The sequence below is a fragment of the Citrobacter sp. 50677481 genome (assembly GCF_001463265.1).
Lineage (GTDB): Bacteria > Pseudomonadota > Gammaproteobacteria > Enterobacterales > Enterobacteriaceae > Citrobacter_A > Citrobacter_A sedlakii.
The window spans coordinates 194579-214479 of the sequence record NZ_LNHZ01000061.1 but is presented as its reverse complement, the minus strand read 5'-3'; the positions used below and the strand labels follow the sequence as shown (position 1 = coordinate 214479).

Annotated in this window: 18 protein-coding genes; 14 read left to right on the top strand and 4 right to left on the bottom strand. The window is 55.9% G+C overall.

Annotated features, from left to right (window positions below):
• The first annotated feature begins 52 nt into the window (after positions 1-52).
• The 3 genes from epd (at position 53) to fbaA (ending at position 3460) form a co-directional block, all read left to right on the top strand.
• Positions 53-1072, top strand: a complete 1020-nt coding sequence (gene epd / locus APU02_RS17530) for an erythrose-4-phosphate dehydrogenase (protein ID WP_042290307.1) — start codon at positions 53-55, stop codon at positions 1070-1072.
• A gap of 48 nt (positions 1073-1120) precedes the next feature.
• Positions 1121-2284 carry a phosphoglycerate kinase gene (pgk, locus tag APU02_RS17525; RefSeq protein ID WP_042290304.1) on the top strand — a complete coding sequence of 388 codons (1164 nt, stop codon included), beginning with the start codon at positions 1121-1123 and terminating at the stop codon, positions 2282-2284.
• Between the two features lie 96 nt (positions 2285-2380).
• The gene (fbaA, locus tag APU02_RS17520; protein ID WP_042290302.1) at positions 2381-3460 is read left to right on the top strand and encodes a class II fructose-bisphosphate aldolase; all 1080 of its coding nucleotides are present in this window, start codon (positions 2381-2383) and stop codon (positions 3458-3460) included.
• A gap of 122 nt (positions 3461-3582) precedes the next feature.
• Here fbaA and APU02_RS17515 read toward each other — a convergent pair whose 3' ends face one another.
• Entirely contained in the window at positions 3583-4488 is a 906-nt protein-coding gene (locus APU02_RS17515; RefSeq protein WP_060570780.1) for a carbamate kinase, read from the bottom strand.
• Between the two features lie 304 nt (positions 4489-4792).
• Here APU02_RS17515 and APU02_RS17510 point away from each other — a divergent pair, with 304 nt between their 5' ends.
• The 8 genes from APU02_RS17510 to APU02_RS17475 all read left to right on the top strand — a co-directional run bounded on the left by APU02_RS17510 (position 4793) and on the right by APU02_RS17475 (position 13435).
• Positions 4793-6016, top strand: coding sequence for an MFS transporter (locus tag APU02_RS17510; protein ID WP_060570779.1), 1224 nt, complete (start codon positions 4793-4795; stop codon positions 6014-6016).
• Positions 6017-6028: 12 nt separating this feature from the next.
• The gene (locus tag APU02_RS17505) at positions 6029-7690 is read left to right on the top strand and encodes an acyl-CoA synthetase FdrA (RefSeq protein WP_060570778.1); all 1662 of its coding nucleotides are present in this window, start codon (positions 6029-6031) and stop codon (positions 7688-7690) included.
• Between the two features lie 16 nt (positions 7691-7706).
• Positions 7707-8969, top strand: coding sequence for a DUF1116 domain-containing protein (locus APU02_RS17500; protein ID WP_060570777.1), 1263 nt, complete (start codon positions 7707-7709; stop codon positions 8967-8969).
• A 99-nt stretch (positions 8970-9068) separates the two neighbouring features.
• Complete coding sequence (locus APU02_RS17495) at positions 9069-9896, top strand: DUF2877 domain-containing protein (RefSeq protein ID WP_042290292.1); 828 nt, start codon at positions 9069-9071, stop codon at positions 9894-9896.
• Positions 9853-10791, top strand: coding sequence for an HTH-type transcriptional activator AllS (gene allS, locus APU02_RS17490; protein WP_042290289.1), 939 nt, complete (start codon positions 9853-9855; stop codon positions 10789-10791). The genes APU02_RS17495 and allS overlap by 44 nt, the downstream gene beginning before the upstream one ends.
• Before the next feature lie 121 nt (positions 10792-10912).
• Positions 10913-11773, top strand: coding sequence for a small-conductance mechanosensitive channel MscS (locus APU02_RS17485; protein WP_042290286.1), 861 nt, complete (start codon positions 10913-10915; stop codon positions 11771-11773).
• A 189-nt stretch (positions 11774-11962) separates the two neighbouring features.
• Positions 11963-12598 carry an arginine exporter ArgO gene (gene argO, locus APU02_RS17480; protein WP_060570776.1) on the top strand — a complete coding sequence of 212 codons (636 nt, stop codon included), beginning with the start codon at positions 11963-11965 and terminating at the stop codon, positions 12596-12598.
• A gap of 93 nt (positions 12599-12691) precedes the next feature.
• Entirely contained in the window at positions 12692-13435 is a 744-nt protein-coding gene (locus APU02_RS17475; protein WP_060570775.1) for an oxidative stress defense protein, read from the top strand.
• A 51-nt stretch (positions 13436-13486) separates the two neighbouring features.
• Here APU02_RS17475 and ettA read toward each other — a convergent pair whose 3' ends face one another.
• Positions 13487-15154: an energy-dependent translational throttle protein EttA gene (gene ettA / locus APU02_RS17470; protein ID WP_060570774.1), complete on the bottom strand. Its 1668-nt coding sequence runs from the start codon at positions 15152-15154 to the stop codon at positions 13487-13489.
• Positions 15155-15366: 212 nt separating this feature from the next.
• On the opposite strand from ettA, the gene sltY reads away from it, so the two are divergent.
• On the top strand, positions 15367-17304 hold the full coding sequence (gene sltY / locus APU02_RS17465; protein ID WP_060570773.1) for a murein transglycosylase: 1938 nt from the start codon (positions 15367-15369) through the stop codon (positions 17302-17304).
• 56 nt (positions 17305-17360) lie between these two features.
• Positions 17361-17687, top strand: coding sequence for a trp operon repressor (trpR, locus tag APU02_RS17460; RefSeq protein ID WP_042290272.1), 327 nt, complete (start codon positions 17361-17363; stop codon positions 17685-17687).
• A gap of 16 nt (positions 17688-17703) precedes the next feature.
• On the opposite strand, the gene yjjX is transcribed toward trpR, so the two are convergent.
• The gene (gene yjjX, locus APU02_RS17455) at positions 17704-18216 is read right to left on the bottom strand and encodes an inosine/xanthosine triphosphatase (RefSeq protein ID WP_042290268.1); all 513 of its coding nucleotides are present in this window, start codon (positions 18214-18216) and stop codon (positions 17704-17706) included.
• Positions 18217-18286: 70 nt separating this feature from the next.
• On the opposite strand from yjjX, the gene gpmB reads away from it, so the two are divergent.
• Positions 18287-18934, top strand: a complete 648-nt coding sequence (gene gpmB, locus APU02_RS17450) for a 2,3-diphosphoglycerate-dependent phosphoglycerate mutase GpmB (protein ID WP_042290266.1) — start codon at positions 18287-18289, stop codon at positions 18932-18934.
• Here gpmB and robA read toward each other — a convergent pair.
• Entirely contained in the window at positions 18931-19800 is an 870-nt protein-coding gene (robA, locus tag APU02_RS17445; protein ID WP_060570772.1) for an MDR efflux pump AcrAB transcriptional activator RobA, read from the bottom strand. The genes gpmB and robA overlap by 4 nt on opposite strands.
• Positions 19801-19901 lie beyond the last annotated feature (101 nt).

Genomic DNA, 19901 nt, shown 5'->3' with positions numbered 1-19901 from the left:
CTGGATTACTCTGTCAGCCACATCTGAATCAGGATAGCCTTGCAGGAGATCTATGACCGTACGCGTAGCGATTAATGGCTTCGGTCGCATCGGACGTAACGTGGTTCGCGCTTTATACGAATCCGGACGTCGGGCGGAAATCACCGTGGTGGCCATCAACGAACTGGCGGATGCCGCAGGCATGGCGCATTTGTTGAAATATGACACCAGCCATGGACGTTTTGCATGGGACGTTCGCCATGAGCGCGAGCAGCTCATTGTCGGCGACGATTCGATCCGCATCCTGCATCAGCCTTCGCTTGCCGCGTTGCCCTGGCGTGAACTGGGCGTTGATATTGTCCTCGACTGCACGGGCGTATACGGCAGCCGCGAACACGGCGAAGCGCATATTGCCGCAGGCGCGAAGAAAGTGCTCTTTTCACATCCTGGCAGCCACGATCTCGACGCCACCGTTGTGTTTGGCGTCAATCAGGATCGCCTGCGGGCACAAGACCGCATTGTGTCAAACGCGTCCTGCACGACGAACTGCATCATTCCCGTCATCAAATTATTAGATGATGCCTATGGCATCGAGTCTGGTACGGTGACCACAATACACTCCGCCATGCACGATCAGCAGGTTATCGATGCATACCATCCTGACCTGCGGCGTACGCGTGCGGCGAGTCAGTCGATCATTCCGGTCGATACCAAACTGGCGGCAGGCATTACCCGTATTTTTCCGCAGTTTAACGATCGTTTTGAGGCCATTGCGGTGCGTGTTCCCACGATAAACGTCACGGCAATCGACTTAAGCGTCACGGTGAAGAAACCGGTAAAAGCCAATGAAGTCAACCAGTTGCTGCAAAAAGCGGCACAAGGTGCATTTCATGATATAGTTGACTATACGGAATTACCGTTGGTCTCAGTAGATTTTAACCATGACCCGCACAGCGCCATCGTCGATGGCACACAAACGCGAGTCAGTGGTGGGCACCTGATAAAGACGCTGGTCTGGTGCGATAATGAATGGGGCTTTGCTAACAGAATGCTCGACACCACGTTAGCCATGGCCGCTATTGGTTTCAGGTAAAGCGCGTAAGCGCTTGCAAAACTTTAAGAATCAACGAGAGGATTCACCATGTCTGTAATCAAGATGACCGATCTGGATCTTGCTGGTAAACGCGTTTTCATCCGTGCGGATCTGAACGTGCCAGTTAAAGAAGGGAAAGTAACCAGCGACGCGCGTATCCGTGCTTCCCTGCCGACTATCGAACTGGCGCTGAAACAGGGTGCGAAAGTGATGGTCACGTCCCACCTGGGTCGTCCTACCGAAGGCGAGTACAACGAAGAATTCTCTCTGCTGCCGGTTGTTAACTACCTGAAAGACAAACTGTCCAACCCGGTTCGTCTGGTTAAAGATTACCTGGACGGCGTTGAAGTGGCGGCCGGTGAGCTGGTGGTTCTGGAAAACGTTCGCTTTAACAAGGGCGAGAAGAAAGACGACGAAGCACTGTCCAAAAAATACGCGGCGCTGTGCGACGTGTTCGTCATGGACGCATTTGGTACGGCTCACCGTGCGCAGGCGTCTACTCACGGTATCGGCAAATTTGCTGACGTAGCCTGTGCCGGCCCGCTGCTGGCGGCTGAACTGGACGCGCTGGGTAAAGCGTTGAAAGAACCGGCTCGTCCGATGGTCGCTATCGTCGGCGGTTCTAAAGTCTCTACCAAACTGACGGTACTGGACTCCCTGTCCAAAATCGCTGACCAGCTGATCGTGGGCGGCGGTATCGCCAACACCTTCGTTGCCGCTCAGGGCCACAGCGTAGGGAAATCCCTGTACGAAGCTGACCTGGTTGACGAAGCAAAACGTCTGCTGACCACCTGTGATATCCCGGTGCCGACTGACGTTCGCGTTGCCACCGAGTTCTCCGAAACCGCCGCGGCTACGCTGAAATCTGTCTCTGACGTGAAAGAAGACGAGCAGATCCTGGACATCGGCGACGCGTCTGCACAGCAACTGGCTGAGATCCTGAAGAATGCGAAAACCATTCTGTGGAACGGTCCGGTCGGCGTATTTGAATTCCCGAACTTCCGTAAAGGGACTGAAATCGTGGCTAACGCTATTGCAGACAGCGAAGCGTTCTCTATCGCTGGCGGCGGTGACACTCTGGCGGCTATCGATCTGTTCGGTATTGCAGACAAAATCTCCTACATCTCCACTGGCGGCGGCGCATTCCTCGAATTCGTGGAAGGCAAAGTTCTGCCAGCCGTAGCGATGCTCGAGGAGCGCGCGAAGCAGTAAATTTGTTCAGGCGGGGAAACCCGCCTGTTTTTCAGCGCGCTGAAAGGCCCGCTCCCCCGTTTTAACGGTCGAAGATACAGAAACAGGACTCGCAACATGTCTAAAATTTTTGATTTCGTAAAACCTGGCGTTATCACTGGCGATGACGTACAGAAAGTTTTCCAGGTAGCTAAAGAAAACAACTTTGCTCTGCCAGCAGTAAACTGCGTCGGCACCGACTCCATCAACGCCGTTCTGGAAACCGCTGCAAAAGTGAAAGCGCCGGTTATCGTTCAGTTCTCCAACGGTGGCGCTTCTTTCATCGCGGGCAAAGGCGTAAAAACTGACGTTCCTCAGGGCGCTGCTATCCTGGGTGCGATCTCCGGTGCGCATCACGTTCACCAGATGGCTGAACATTACGGTGTTCCGGTTATTCTGCACACCGACCACTGCGCGAAGAAACTGCTGCCGTGGATCGACGGTCTGCTGGACGCGGGTGAGAAACACTTCGCGGAGACCGGTAAACCGCTGTTCTCGTCTCACATGATCGACCTGTCTGAAGAGTCTCTGGAAGAGAACATCGAAATCTGCTCCAAATACCTGGCGCGCATGTCCAAAATCGGCATGACCCTGGAAATCGAACTGGGCTGCACCGGCGGCGAAGAAGACGGCGTGGATAACAGCCACATGGACGCTTCCGCTCTGTACACCCAGCCGGAAGACGTTGATTACGCGTACACCGAACTGAGCAAAATCAGCCCGCGTTTCACCATCGCGGCTTCCTTCGGTAACGTACACGGCGTTTACAAGCCGGGTAACGTGGTTCTGACCCCGACCATCCTGCGCGACTCTCAGGAATACGTTTCTAAGAAACACAACCTGCCGCACAACAGCCTGAACTTCGTTTTCCACGGCGGTTCCGGTTCTACTGCTCAGGAAATCAAAGATTCCGTAAGCTACGGTGTTATCAAAATGAACATCGATACCGATACCCAATGGGCAACCTGGGAAGGTGTTCTGAAGTACTACAAAGATAACGAAGCGTATCTGCAGGGTCAGCTGGGTAACCCGAAAGGCGAAGATCAGCCGAACAAGAAATACTACGATCCGCGCGTATGGCTGCGTGCAGGCCAGACTTCCATGATCACCCGTCTGGAACAGGCTTTCAAAGAACTGAACGCGGTAGACGTTCTGTAATTTCAGCCTCGCAGATTGTTGAAATGGCTTCCTTCGGGAAGCCATTTTTTTGTCCGTCAGCCGGAGGGGGCTATCACCTCATCCGTCCCGTGAGGTGATAGCGTGCATCCTGCACACAGACATTATCGCGTCACGCAGGTTCCTTTTTCGCCAGCCAGGATCTGCGGCGCATCTTTGAGCGCGCCAATAAAGGCCGCATTCCCGCTCTGCTTGACAAACTGGATCACGGCGGCGGCTTTCGGGCCCATCGCGCCGTCCGGCGCAGCGAAGGGAGCCAGTTCCTCTGGCGTGACGTGACGCAATGCCCGCGCTTGCGGCGTGCCCCAGTGCTCATACACCGCATCGGCATCGGTGAGGATCAGCAAATGATCGGCGTCGAGAGTACATGCCAGCACCGCTGCCGTTAAATCTTTGTCGATCACCGCTTCGGTTCCCCGATAGCTATCTCCCTGCGCCACAACCGGGACGCCGCCTCCGCCGCAGCAGATTACCGTATGGCCTGCCGCCAGCAGCGTTTGAATAGCATCACCGTCGACAATGTTTTTTGGCGCTGGGGAAGGTACAACCCGACGAATGTGCTGACCGTCGACTTTTATCGTCCAGCCATAACGCTTCTCCAGTTCGGTCTGCTGTTCGGGAGGATATACCGGCCCAATGTATTTGCCGGGCGTGGCGAACGCTGCGTCATCAGGATCGACTTCCACGCGGGTCATCAGCGTCGTCACGGGCGTTCCGCCTGCACATTGCGTTAATGCCTGGGCAATAGCGACGCCTATCATGCCCTGGCTTTCAGCCACCAGAATATCCAGCGGCCAGGCGGGAGAGCCGGTGTACGCCGCATTTTGCAGCGCCAGTAAACCCACCTGCGGTCCGTTGCCATGAACAATCACCAGCTGATAGTCACGCGCCAGGCTTGTCACGGTTTGTGCAAAAAGCTCAATGTTCCGCTGCTGATTCTCCGCGCTCAAAACCTCTCCGCGCTGCAAAAGCGCATTGCCGCCCAGAGCAATAACCAGTTTCTTTTTCATTTTAGCCTCAATAAATAAATTATCTCGCGGCAAAAATAGCGATATTGAGAACGGATATTGTGATTGCGTCGACAAAGCTGTTACCCCAAAAAATATCTGATTAATGCGTTACGTGTTTATTTAAAATCCTTTAAAAATGATTATTAGATATTTTTTAATAATTAAGACACCAGCCCCCAGGAATTTATAACAATGAGTTTTGTGTGACTTTGTTCAAAAGAAAAGGGGGATTTGCCCGATAAGGTAGTGACAGTTTAAACATCAACCCTCATCGTTTGGGGAATTTAATACCGGGAGACAGTTTATGTCTGGTTCATGTGAAGTGACTGATGTCACAAATAAAAAAGGAATACCGGCCTGGTGGGTCACTATTTTCCTGTTCTGGCTGGGATGGATTTTTATGTATGCCGACCGGACAATATTGAATCCGGTTATGGGCGAGCTGGAAAAAGAGTTTGGCCTGAGCGGAACGCAATTAGGTATTCTCAACTCGGTGTTCTATTTTTCTTATGCGTTATTACAGGTTCCGGCCGGTATTCTCGGTGACAAAATCGGCAAGAAAAAAGTGCTGGTGCCCGGATTTATTCTGTTTGGCGTTTTTACGGCCGTTACCGGCTGGGCGAAAAGCTGGTACACCTTGCTGTTTGCCCGCGTGGTAACAGGCGCCGGAGAAGGCACCTATTACGGCCCGCAGTATGGCTTATCTTCCGAGCAGATCCCGAAAAAATACCGCTCACTGGGGAGCGCCATTATCAACAGCGGCATGGCGTTTGGTATTGCGCTGGGGCTGATGACGTCGAGCTGGCTGGTGTACGATCAGGGATATTCATGGCGGATGCCGTTTTATGCGATGGCAATCCCCTCGGTGTTGGTTGGCCTGGCGATCTGGTTTTTGGTCAAAGAGAAAAAACGCACCGCCGATACCGATGGCAAACAGGCTAAAAAAGGCAAATTCAGCGACCTGCTGAAAAACCGTAATCTGCTGTTGACGTATATTATGGTGTTTTGCAGCCTGTTTGGATTCTTCGTTATCCTGACCTGGCTTCCGTATTATCTGCAAAGTGAACGTGGTATCGCCGGTAGCGAAACGGGTTTTATTTCGTCGCTGGTGGCGTGGATTTCAATTCCTGGCGCGCTGTTATTCTCCAGCCTGTCTGACAAATTAGGTAAGCGCAAACCGTTAATTATGTTCCTCGTGCCGGTTGCGATTATCAGCATGCTGTCAATTATCTGGATGCCCAATATGACCGGGGTAGTGATCGCACTGTGCGTTTACGGCCTTGTCGGCAAACTGGCGCTGGATCCGGTACTGGTGGCACTGGTTGCTGACAGCGTCGATGAAAATAATTACAGCACCGCGTTTGGCTTATTTAATTTTATCGGCATGAGTTCATCGATCCTTGCACCGATTATTGCCGGGGCCGCGCGCGATATTACCGGTAGCCTGGCCTCCAGTTTTTATGTTTCAGCCATTCTGTTGGGCATTGGTCTGATTGCCATGCTGTTTTTGAAAGAAAAACGCACATAAGAGGTAGCGGTAATGATTTACGCCTTTATTAAAAAGGGAAGTTTTCAGGACTCGGTCAGCCTGATGATTATTTCCCGCAAATTGAGCGAACGGCCGGAAGTGGATCAGGTATCGGTCATGATGGGAACGCCAGCCAATAAAGCCATGCTGGACTCCACCGGTTTCTGGCACGACGATTTTGCCGAGGCCACGCCGAACGATATTTGCGTGGCGGTGCGAACTCAGGAGGCGCGTCCGGGGATCCTTGACCTCGTTCGTGAGCAACTGGAAAAAGAACTCAGCGCGATCGCTAACGCGTCAGGCAGTTCGCAACAATTGCTGAAAGCGCGCCGTTGGGAAAGCGCCTGCCAGAAGCTGCCGCAGGCCAATCTGCTGCTGGTTTCCGTTGCCGGAGAGTACGCGGCGTCAGTTGCCAGAGAAGGGCTGCTGGCAGGTAAGAACGTTATGCTGTTTTCGGACAACGTGCCGTTGGCGCAGGAGGTCGAACTGAAAACGCTGGCGCGCGAGCGTGGGCTGATCGTGATGGGACCGGACTGCGGGACGGCGATGATTGCCGGTAGTCCGCTGGCGTTTGCCAACGTCCTGCCGGAAGGCGGAATCGGGGTTATTGGCGCGTCCGGCACCGGTATTCAGGAAGTGACGTCGCAGATTGCGCTGCGCCATCAGGGGATCAGCCACGCCATTGGTCTGGGGGGGCGCGATCTCAGCGCGGAAGTCGGCGGGATCAGCGCCTTAACCGCTCTTGAGATGCTGGCAGGTGACGACGCCACACGAGTCATCGCTTTTGTCTCCAAGCCGCCGTCGCCGCAGGTCAGAACACGCATTATTACTGCGATGCAGAAGGTTGGAAAACCGGTGGTTGCGCTGTTTCTCGGCAGTAAGCCGGAACGGCGCAGGGAAGGAAACGTCTGGTTGGCAAATTCGCTGTCAGATGCCGCGCAGTTGGCGGTGCTGTTGATGCGCGTTGCGCAACAGCGCGTCAGCCAGCCCGCGGTGGTGGGCAAAACCATTTATGGTCTGTATGCCGGCGGCACCCTTGCCGCAGAGGCCGCAATGTTGCTGTCTGCCGGGCTTGGCGTCCCGGTGAGCGAAACGCACGCCGACGGCGTCATGCTGGAAGCCGAAGGGCATCGCATTGTCGATCTTGGCGATGACAGCTACACCCTGGGCCGGCCACATCCCATGATCGACCCGACCACCCGCAGTATTGAGATTGAAAAACTGGCCGCAATGCCGGAGGTCGGCGTGCTGCTACTGGACGTGGTGTTGGGCTATGGCGCCTGTGCTGACCCGGCAGGCGCGGTTGTTGAGGCCGTTGAGCAAGTCCGCGCGAAACGCGACGCGCCTTTGGTCACCATTGCCACCCTGACCGGTACCGACGGCGATCCGCAGGGACGTAGTGATCAAACCGACATCTTGCGCGCTGCCGGTATCGCGGTGGTGGAAACCCTCGAAGAAGCCGTTCTGCTTGCCGTTAGCCTGACGCGCCATCAGGACGTCGGTTCTGCAACCCGTCATAGCGCTCTGCTGGACGGCATTCAGGTGATTAACGCCGGGCTACGCAGCTTCGCGCTGGATCTGCAAAGCAGCGGCACGCCGGTTGTGCATTATCAGTGGGCGCCCGTTGCCGGTGGCAACGCCCGTCTCGCCAGTTTACTCAAGCAGTTACATTAATTTCAGAGGTACCGATATGTATTCATCTATTGCTCAGGCCAACGACGCCATTATTGAACGCATTAAAGCTGCTCGCCCGCACTGGATTGCCGTCCGTCCGGCGAAAGAGGTCATAGAGACGCTGGCGACAGGCCGAAAACTGCTTCACGCGGGGACACCGATCGCCTGGGAAGAGATGACCGGCCCGATGCGTGGCGCGTGTATTGGCGCGTCGCTGTTTGAAGGATGGGCGGCCAGTGAAGCAGAGGCGCTGGCGCTGTTAAACAAGGGCGAAGTGGCATTCATTCCCTGTCATCACGTTGGCGCGGTCGGGCCGATGGGAGGGATCACCTCTGCAAATATGCCCGTACTGGTGGTGCGCGACACGGTACACGGCAATCAGTCGTACTGCAATCTGAACGAAGGGATCGGTAAAGTGATGCGCTTTGGCGCTTACGGCGACGACGTCCAGACCCGCCTTCGCTGGATGCGCGATACGCTGGCGCCAGTGCTGCAGGAGGCGTTATCACGCATGGAAAACGGCGTTGACCTGACCGCGTTGATGGCTCAGGCGATCACCATGGGCGACGAATTCCATCAGCGCAATATCGCCGCTTCTTCGCTGCTGCTTCGCACGTTGTCACCGGCGATCGCCGGACTGGACCGACCAAAAGCCGGGATTGTCGACGTGATGCAGTTCCTCAGCGTCACCGATCAGTTCTTTCTTAATCTGGCGATGGCTTACAGTAAAGCGGTCATGGACGCGGCAGCAGAGATTAAGGCCGGTTCCGTTGTCACGGCGATGACGCGTAATGGTCGCGAATTTGGCATTCGCGTTAGCGGCACGGGTGACCGGTGGTTTACTGCGCCGGTGAACACGCCGCAGGGCTTGTTTTTTACCGGCTACAGCCAGGCTGACTCCAACCCGGATATCGGCGACAGCGCCATTACCGAAACGCTGGGCATTGGCGGCGCGGCGATGATTGCCGCCCCCGGCGTGACGCGATTTGTCGGCGCGGGCGGTATGGGCGCGGCGCTGGAAACTTCTGAAGAGATGGCGGAAATTTATTTGGATCACAACCCGCTGTTCCAGATCCCATCCTGGGATTTCAAAGGCGCATGCCTGGGGTTGGATATTCGTCGGGTGGTGGAAACGGGGATTACGCCGCTGATCAATACCGGGATTGCGCACCGTGAGGCGGGGATCGGTCAGGTCGGCGCGGGCACTGTACGTGCGCCGCTGCTCTGTTTTGAAAAAGCGCTGGAAGCGCTGGCGGAAGCACATCACATCACCGCGTAGTGTCATGGCCCGGTGGCGCAGTGCTTACCGGGCCTGCATGGCAATGCTGTTGGAGGCCGGACAAGGCGTAGCCGCCATCCGGCATAGCGGAGCAAAGTTATGGTCACCTTCAATGCGCTGGCCAGTGCCGGGCTTAATCGACTTCCTGACGGCGAATGGCTGCTGCATAGCCGTTTTTCGCAGGCGATCAATTTCATCCATGCCGGAGGCGAACTGCTGACATTGTATCGCTACGGTAAAGGCATGGGGCCGTCGGGCGTCTTGCTGGCTGATGATGTCTTCTCCCGGTGCGCGCAGCATGCAACAATGATCAAGCGGGACGCACAGCTTTATGGACGGAGACTGACCCTACGACCACTGCGGCAACTGACGCTGCGCCTGACGCCCGGGAGCTTACAGCCAGCGGATCTCTCACCTTTTACCTCGCCAACCGGTCTTGGCGGCCCGCTTAATCGCGCCGTCGCGTCACTGTCTGTTTTCCCGCAAATAGCCGCGCAGCTGTCGCGCTGGCAGGCCGGTGTTGCGCCTGACTGGCGCTGGCTGATTGGCTGTGGGCCGGGGTTAACGCCCAGCGGAGATGATATGTTAACCGGCATGTTGGCGGTCTTTCACGCCGTCGCGCTGCCGGTTCGGCTTTTTTTACCCCCGAACGATCAACTCGCTTCGCTGACAACTTCGGTAAGCTGTAGCTATCTGAACAGCGCCAGGGTAGGGGAATTTTCTACCCCCGTACTGCGGGTTATGCGCCGTTTACAGTCCGGGCGTTCGCCACAGCGTGCGATTGGTCGGTTGCTGGCGACGGGACACACCTCTGGCGCCGACATGATGTTAGGGATAGCCATTGCGCAGCGCTGGTTACAGGCCGTTGATTTAAGGGGAAAACATGCTCGATCAGGAAACCATTCGTACCTTTATTCGCGTTGCTGAAACGGAGAGTTTTTCCCGTGCGGCCAGCTCGCTGCATAAAACGCCAGCAGCGATCAGCTATCGCATTAAAACGCTGGAAGAGCAGGTGGGAACACAGTTGTTTTTGCGCACCACGCGTTCTGTCAGCCTGACGCTGGCGGGTCAGCATTTGCTGGAACATTGTCGCCAGTGGCTTAACTGGCTTGATGCGATGCCCGATGAGTTGCAGCAAATTAACGCGGGCGTAGAGCGGCAGGTCAATATCGTCATCAATAATCTCCTTTATCAACCGCAAACCACTGCCGATTTGCTGACCTGGCTGCATCAACACTTTCCCTTTACCCGCTTCCAGATTTCCCGTCAGGTCTATATGGGCGTCTGGGACTCGCTGCTGTATGACGACTATCAACTGGCGATTGGCGTCACTGGCTCTGAGTCGTTGTCGAACAACATTTCGCTGTTGCCGCTGGGGGATATCACCTGGCAGTTTGTGGTGGCGCAGCAACATCCGTTAGCCAGCCATCCGGCGGCGGTATTATCGGATGATGTGCTGCGGCGCTACCCGGCTATCAATATTGAAGACACCTCGCGGACGCTCACCCGGCGCGTGGCCTGGCTGTTAAGCGGGCAAAAAGAGATCAAAGTGCCGGATCTCAGCACCAAACTGGCCTGTCATTTAAGCGGACTGGGCGTCGGTTTTCTGCCTGAACGTTTATGCCGCCCGTACGTGGAGTCCGGGGCGCTGGTGGCGCGATCCGTCGCAAATCCTCGCCAGCCCTCTCCGCTTTCTCTGGCGTGGAAAAATGCGGGTAGTGGAAAGGTGGTCAGCGAAATCGCCAATATTTTTAAACAGCGTCAGCCCCTGGTTGGGGGCTATTTACGTATGGTCGATCGCCCCGCAGAGCGCCAGAAATAGCCTTACCTCAAACAAGAACGTAACGAAAATGGAATATTGACTTGTTTTTGTTTACCTTTAAGAGGTTATTTCGTGAGATTGATCTCATTTGCTCTTTTTTGTCATGACCAAGGAACATCGAATGGAAGATTTGAATGTTGTCGACAGCATTAACGGCGCGGGGACCTGGCTGGTCCGTAATCAGGCGTTGCTGCTGAGCTATGCCGTCAACATCGTTGCGGCTATCGCCATTATCATCATCGGGATGATTGTGGCGCGTATCGTCTCGAACACGGTAAACCGTCTGATGCTGGCGCGCCATATTGACGCCACCGTTGCCGACTTCCTCTCTGCGCTGGTGCGTTATGGCATTATCGCCTTCACGCTGATTGCTGCGCTGGGGCGCGTTGGCGTACAAACCGCCTCGGTTATCGCCGTTCTCGGCGCCGCCGGTTTAGCTGTCGGTCTGGCGCTGCAGGGCTCGTTGTCAAACCTTGCCGCAGGCGTGCTGCTGGTGATGTTCCGTCCATTCCGTGCGGGTGAATATGTCGATCTTGGCGGCGTGGCGGGGACAGTGCTGAACGTGCAGATTTTCTCTACCACTATGCGCACCATCGACGGCAAAATCGTGGTGATCCCGAACGGCAAAATCATCGCGGGCAATATTATTAACTTCTCCCGCGAGCCGGTCCGCCGGAATGAATTTATTATTGGCGTGGCTTACGATTCGGATATCGATCAGGTGAAGAAAATCCTGACCGGGATTATCGAATCCGATGAGCGCATTCTGAAAGACCGCGAAATGACGGTGCGACTGAACGAACTGGGCGCGTCCTCGATAAATTTTGTGGTGCGCGTGTGGAGTAAAAGCGGCGACCTGCAAAATGTCTACTGGGACGTACTGGAGCGGATTAAGCGCGAGTTTGACGCCGCGGGTATCAGCTTCCCGTATCCGCAAATGGACGTTAATTTTAAACGTGTAAAAGAACACACGGCAGAGTAAAACGTGCCCGGTGGCGCTAACGCTTACCGGGCCTGCCAGTCTCCAGGCCGGTGCCGGCGTTAGCCGCCATTCGGCAATTTCCCCTCTTGCTATTACCCTTTCTTATACCCGATTAAAATTTTCAATTATCGCTAATAATCTTCCCGCGCTATAGTTTCGCCATAGCGACTTTCTTCAGGAATATTTGACGTGATATCGTATTATTTTCAAGGGCTTGCTCTGGGCGCGGCCATGATCTTACCCCTGGGCCCGCAAAATGCTTTTGTCATGAATCAGGGGATTCGCCGCCAGTACCACATCATGATTGCGTTCCTGTGCGCGGTGAGCGATCTGCTGCTGATTTGTGCCGGGATCTTCGGCGGAAGCGCGCTGCTGATGCAGTCGCCATGGCTGCTGGCGCTGGTGACCTGGGGCGGTGTGGCCTTCCTGCTGTGGTATGGCTTTGGCGCCTTAAGGACGGCCATGAGCAGCAATCTGGCGCTGGCCAGCGCGGAGGTGATGAAACAGGGGCGCTGGAAAATCATCGCCACAATGCTGGCGGTAACCTGGCTGAATCCGCATGTGTATCTGGATACCTTTGTGGTGTTGGGCAGCCTCGGCGGGCAACTGGCGGTAGAGCCAAAACGTTGGTTCGCGCTTGGCACCGTTAGCGCTTCCTTCTTATGGTTCTTTGGTCTCGCATTGCTGGCGGCGTGGCTCGCGCCGCGTCTGCGTACGGCGAAAGCGCAGCGAATTATCAACACGTTGGTCGGTCTGATAATGTGGTTTATCGCTTTCCAGTTAGCAAAGGAAGGGGTCGCACACGTGCACGCTTTGTTCATCTAAGCGTTGTCTGATGGACATTGGGGCGTTTCGCGCTAAGCTTGCCTGCATGCGCCCTGAAACCCAGGGCAACCTACGTAACAAGGAGGAACGACTGTGAAGTTCAAAGTGATTGCCCTGGCGGCATTAGTTGGTTTAAGTGCACTGTCGGCGCAGGCGAGCGAATTGCCTGACGGACCGCACATCGTGACTTCCGGAACGGCAAGCGTGGATGCAGTGCCTGATATCGCCACTCTGGCCATCGAGGTTAACGTGGCGGCGAAAGACGCGGCGACGGCGAAGAAGCAGGCCGATGAGCGTGTTGCGCAGTATCTCTCTTTCCTGGAGCAAAACCAGATTGCGAAAAAAGACATCAGTTCCGCCAATCTGCGTACCCAGCCCGACTACGACTATCAGAACGGCAAAAGCATTCTGAAAGGCTACCGTGCGGTGCGTACCGTGGAAGTCACTTTGCGTCAGTTAGACAAACTTAACTCGCTGCTGGATGGCGCGTTGAAAGCGGGACTGAACGAAATTCGCTCCGTGTCGTTAGGCGTGGCGCAGCCGAATGCATATAAAGATAAAGCGCGTAAAGCGGCGATTGACGATGCGATCCATCAGGCGCAGGCGCTGGCGGCAGGCTTTAACAGCAAGCTGGGGCCGGTTTACAGCGTGCGTTACCATGTATCAAACTATCAGCCAAGCCCGATGGTACGGATGATGAAAGCCGATGCGGCGCCGGCTTCCGCGCAGGAGACCTACGAGCAGGCGACCATTCAGTTTGACGATCAGGTTGATGTGGTGTTCCAACTGGAACCTGCGGCAGGACAACAGCAGGCAACGGCGACGAAAGCGCACTAATCCCTGTAGCCGGATAAGGCCTTGCGGCGTCTTATCCGGCACACTGACTGATTACTTCGCAATACGTTTGTACTTGATACGCTTCGGCTCCAGCGCATCGGCGCCCAGCGTGCGTTTCTTATACTCTTCGTATTCGGTGAAGTTCCCTTCGAAGAACTCCACTTTCCCTTCGTCCTGATAATCCAGAATATGGGTCGCGATACGGTCCAGGAACCAACGGTCGTGCGAGATAACCATGGCGCAGCCCGGGAACTCCAGCAGGGCGTTTTCTAATGCACGCAGGGTTTCGATGTCCAGGTCGTTGGTCGGTTCATCGAGCAGCAGCATGTTGCCGCCAACCTGCAGCAGCTTCGCCAGGTGCAGACGACCACGCTCACCGCCGGACAGTTCGCCCACGCGTTTGCCCTGATCGACGCCCTTGAAGTTAAAGCGACCTACGTAGGCGCGGCTTGGCATCTCGGTATTGCCGATACGCATGATATCCAGTCCGCCGGACACTTCTTCCCACACGGTTTTGCTGTTATCCATTGCGTCACGGAACTGGTCAACGGACGCCAGCTTGACGGTTTCACCCAGCGTGATGGTACCGCTGTCAGGCTGTTCCTGACCGGAAATCATGCGGAACAGGGTGGATTTCCCCGCGCCGTTCGGACCGATGATCCCGACAATAGCGCCTTTCGGTACGGAGAAGCTCAGATCGTCGATCAGGACGCGATCGCCGTAGGATTTACGCAGGTTGCTCACTTCCACGACCTTATCGCCCAGGCGCGGTCCCGGTGGAATGAACAGTTCGTTGGTTTCGTTACGTTTCTGGTATTCGGTATTGTTCAGCTCTTCAAAGCGCGCAAGACGGGCTTTGCCCTTAGACTGACGGCCTTTCGCGCCCTGACGCACCCACTCCAGCTCTTTCTCAATTGACTTGCGACGGGCCGCTTCCTGAGAGGCTTCCTGCGCCAGACGCTGATCTTTCTGCTCCAGCCAGGAGGAGTAGTTGCCTTCCCACGGAATACCTTCACCGCGGTCCAGCTCAAGGATCCAGCCCGCGACGTTATCGAGGAAGTAACGGTCGTGGGTAATCGCCACCACGGTGCCTTCAAAGTCGTGCAGGAAGCGCTCCAGCCAGGCTACGGACTCGGCGTCCAGGTGGTTCGTCGGTTCGTCGAGCAGCAGCATGTCTGGTTTTTCCAGCAGCAGGCGGCACAGCGCGACGCGGCGGCGTTCACCACCGGAAAGGTTCGCGACTTTGGCGTCCCACTCCGGCAGGCGCAGGGCGTCTGCGGCGCGTTCCAGTTGGACGTTCAGGTTATGCCCGTCATGCGCCTGGATAATCTCTTCCAGCTTGCCCTGTTCAGCGGCCAGTTTGTCAAAGTCGGCATCCGGATCGGCATACAGCGCATACACTTCGTCCAGACGTTTCAGCGCGCCGACCACTTCGGCCACGGCTTCTTCGATGGATTCACGGACGGTATGCTCAGGATTCAACTGCGGTTCCTGCGGTAGATAGCCGATTTTAATGCCCGGCTGCGGGCGTGCTTCACCCTCAATGTCGGTATCAATGCCCGCCATGATGCGTAGCAGAGTGGACTTACCGGCGCCATTAAGACCCAGCACGCCGATTTTTGCTCCGGGGAAGAAGCTCAGAGAGATGTTCTTAAGAATGTGACGTTTCGGCGGAACAACTTTGCCGACACGATGCATGGTATAAACGAATTGGGCCACTTTGGACTCGCCTCTTTCTCTGTCGTGATGAGTAATCGTAGTTAAAGGCGAAGTGTAGCCTTTTTCCCTCCCTAAGCCCAGCCAGCAGATCGTACTCTCAGTAAAAGTAAAAAAGTGTTCGTGACGTGGCGTAAACGGCAATGACTGGTTAGCATAAAACCATCAGGCGGCATGATGCTGCACAGAAATAATGACAAACAGAGGACGAGCTTGTGGACAAAGCCAAATCATTCACCTGGCGTTTTATTGCCGCCAGCGTATGCCTGCTTGCGGTAAGCCAGGCGGCGCGAGCCGACTCCCTGGACGAACAGCGTATCCGTTATGCGCAGATTAAGCAGGCCTGGGATAACCGGCAAATGGACGTGGTGGAACAGATGATGCCGGGCCTGAAGAATTATCCGCTGTACCCCTACCTGGAATACCGCCAGATTACAGACGATCTCATGAACCAGCCGACCATCACGGTGACCCGTTTTGTGCGCGCCAACCCAACGCTGCCCCCGGCCCGCACGCTGCAGTCGCGCTTTGTCAATGAACTGGCGCGACGTGAAGACTGGCGCGGGCTGTTAGCCTTCAGCCCTGATAAACCGAGAACCACTGAAGCTCAGTGTAATTACTATTACGCCAGGTGGAGCACCGGGCAAACGGAAGAGGCCTGGCAGGGGGCGAAAGAACTCTGGCTGACGGGAAAAAGCCAGCCGAACGCCTGCGACAAATTGTTCAGCGTCTGGCGCGCATCGGGAACCCAGGATCCGCTGGCTTACCTGGAGCGGATCCGCCTGGCGATGAAAGCGGGCAATACCGGGCTGGTGACGGTACTGGCGGGGCAGATGCCCGCTGACTACCAGACTATCGCCTCATCCATTATCTCGCTGGCTAACGATCCCAATACTGTACTGACCTTCGCCCGTACCACCGGCGCGACGGATTTCACCCGTCAGATGGCTGCCGTCGCCTTTGCCAGCGTCGCTCGTCAGGACGCCGAGAACGCGCGGCTGATGATCCCGTCGCTGGCCCAGGCGCAGCAGCTTAATGAAGAACAAACCCAGGAACTGCGTGACATCGTCGCCTGGCGACTGATGGGGAATGACGTCACTGACGAGCAGGCAAAATGGCGCGACGATGCGATCATGCGCTCGCAGTCCACTACGCTTGTGGAGCGGCGTGTGCGGATGGCGCTGGGAACCGGCGATCGTCGCGGGCTGAATACCTGGCTTGCGCGGCTGCCGATGGACGCGAAAGAGAAAGATGAGTGGCGCTACTGGCAGGCGGATTTACTGCTGGAGCGTGGGCGTGAAGCTGAAGCCAAAGAGATCCTCCATGCGCTGATGCAGCAGCGTGGCTTTTACCCGATGGTGGCCGCCCAACGTCTGGGGGAAGAGTATGTTCTGAAAATCGACAAAGCCCCGGCGAATGTCGACAACGACCTGACCCGTGGACCCGAAATGGCGCGGGTGCGCGAGCTGATGTACTGGAATCTGGATAACACGGCGCGCAGCGAGTGGGCGAATCTGGTAACCAGTCGGAGCAAAACCGAACAGGCGCAGCTGGCACGCTACGCCTTCAACAATCACTGGTGGGATCTGAGCGTGCAGGCGACGATCGCCGGCAAGCTGTGGGATCATCTGGAAGAACGTTTCCCGCTGGCTTACAACGATCTGTTTGCCCGCTATACCCGTGGTAAAGACATCCCGCAGAGCTATGCGATGGCGATAGCGCGCCAGGAAAGCGCCTGGAACCCGAAGGTGAAATCGCCGGTAGGCGCCAGTGGTCTGATGCAGATCATGCCGGGCACGGCGACGCATACGGTGAAGATGTTCTCGATTCCCGGCTACAACAGCCAGAGCCAGTTGCTCGAACCGGAAACCAATATCAATATTGGCACGCACTATCTCCAGTATGTGTACGAGCAGTTTGGCAATAACCGCATCTTCGCTTCGGCAGCTTACAATGCCGGACCGGGCCGCGTGCGGACCTGGCTTGGCAACAGCGCCGGACGTATTGATGCCGTGGCGTTTGTCGAAAGCATTCCGTTTTCGGAAACCCGCGGTTACGTGAAGAACGTGCTGGCTTACGACGCGTACTACCGCCATTTCATGGGGCAGAAAGATACGCTGATGAGCGATTCTGAGTGGCAGAGACGTTATTAATCAGACGGGTTATGTTATGATTTGTACTCGTGTAAGAGTACAAATGGCGGCATAACATGACCCAGCATTCCCCTTATTCATCGGCGATGGCCGAACAACGTCATCAGGAGTGGCTTCGTTTTGTGGAGTTGCTCCGCCAGTCTTATACAGAAGATTTGCATCTGCCGCTGCTGCAGCTGATGCTGACGCCGGACGAGCGCGAAGCGCTGGGCACCCGCGTGCGAATTATTGAAGAACTTTTACGCGGCGAGATGAGTCAGCGTGAACTGAAAAACGAGCTGGGAGCGGGCATTGCGACGATCACCCGCGGCTCAAACAGCCTGAAATCCGCTCCGGTCGAACTGCGCCAGTGGCTGGAGCAGGTGCTGCTGAAAGACGCCTGAACCGGCCCAGAGACTATCAATACACTGCGTTGTGAAACGGGCTGAGCGCCAGAATCACCGCCTGATGATAGACGCTGGCGCGGGTCAGTTTGCCGGCGGTAAACACACCAATTGCGCCTTCTTTTCGGCCTATTTCATCGATGCCGGTATAAAGCGACATCACCGGACCGAGCGCTTCTCCCTGACGCACTTTTTCGAGGATCGCGGCAGGCAGGGGCAGCGTAGCGGAACGCGCTTCACCGCGCTGGCTGCCGTTATCAATCACGACCCAGCTAAAGGTGGCGTCGTCATCAATACCCGCTTCAATCGCCACCCAGAAGTCGGCGTCTGGCCGCGCGCGACGCGCATTGTCTACTCGATTTCGTGCGCCAGCACGCGTTTCAGCACTTCCGAAGGGTTGTTCCGGCACGCCGCTCTCGACGGCAACGGACTCGATATGGCAGGATCCTTCGCCGAAGATCTCCTCAAATGCCTTTAGAATTGCCTGAATTTTGGCAGGATTGGTTGTTGCTGAGACGACATGGTGCATAATTAAGCTCGGTTTAAAAAATTTATCGCAGTCTGCTCAAATTATTTTGAGTATATAACGGAAAAAAAGCATGTTACAGGTATACCTTGTTCGCCACGGTGAAACGCAGTGGAACGCCGAGCGACGCATTCAAGGCCAGTCAGACAGTCCACTGACCGCTAAAGGTGAACAGCAGGCCATGCAGGTCGGTGAGCGCGCGAAAACCCTCGGCATCACCCACATTATCAGTAGCGATTTAGGGCGCACCCGCCGCACCGCAGAAATTATCGCCCAGGCATGTGGCTGCGATATCCGCTTTGACGCCCGGCTGCGCGAACTGGACATGGGCGTGCTGGAAAAACGTCATATTGATTCCCTGACCGAAGAAGAAGAAAACTGGCGTCGCCAGTTGGTCAACGGGACGGTGGATGGACGTATCCCCGATGGCGAATCGATGCAGGAACTGGGCGTCCGGGTGAATGCCGCGCTCGCATCGTGCCTTGAGCTGCCGCAGGGGAGCCGTCCACTGCTGGTGAGTCACGGTATCGCGCTGGGTTGCCTGGTGAGCACCATTCTCGGTCTGCCCGCCTGGGCGGAGCGTCGCCTGCGTCTGCGCAACTGTTCGATTTCGCGGGTGGATTATCAGGAAAGCCTGTGGCTGGCGCCGGGCTGGGTCGTGGAAACGGCAGGGGACGTGTCACATCTGGACGCCCCTGCGCTGGATGAACTGCAGCGTTAACGGCGAATCGGAATCAGGAATTCGCAGCGCAGATTGATGGGGCGGTCACCGGCTTTGGCATCTTCGGCCGGGTAGTACCGCTCGATATCCTGACCTTTGCGGCGCGTCAGATTCAGCATCGGCATACAGGTGCCGTAAACTGTCAGAATAAATTCCTGAACGCCAGTACCCAGACCTTCATAGGTAAACATCACATACTCGCCGCCGTGTAACTGCACTGGCTGTGCCGACTGCACGTAGCCGTTCGCCTGCTCAGGCGTGAGCGCGGTGGTATAAAACACCTCCTGCTCGTCGTCTTTTTCCAGGCTCGGACGCGTTTCGTTCAGGCCGTACAGCACCGGGGGAATCGCTGGGGCGTGGCCGAGGAAATCGCGCCAGAACTGGACGCGCATTTCATGGCGGAAGTCAGAAATTTGCTCAAGCGAGCAGGAATAACTTTGGGTGACGCCAACCAGCTGCGTGTCTTCCAGAGTGACGAATTTATGCTCAGGTAGGGCAAACTCGCCCAGGCGCAAAGGCGGGCGAATACCGAACGCGCTCCATTCCGGCGAACGGCGGTACAGCGCAGGCGTCTGGGAAAACTGTTTTTTAAAGGCGCGGGTGAACGTTTGTTGAGAGTCGAAGCGGTATTGCAGGGCAATATCCAGGATCGGTCGCGCCGTCAGGCGAAGGGCCACAGCGGATTTCGACAAACGCCGCGCGCGGATGTACGCGCCAATGGCGTGGCCCGTGACGTCCTTAAACATTCTTTGCAGATGCCACTTGGAATACCCTGCTTTTGCCGCCACATTGTCAAGCGACAGAGGTTGGTCCAGGTGACCTTCCAGCCAGACTAAAAGGTCGCGAATAATGCCGGCCTGATCCATAAAATTTCCTCATCCTTTCAACTACGAGCACCTGACATCAGGTACCTGGATAATAGCATTTTTTGCTGTTTTAGCATTCAGTGTTTTTTTTGCGTATAAAT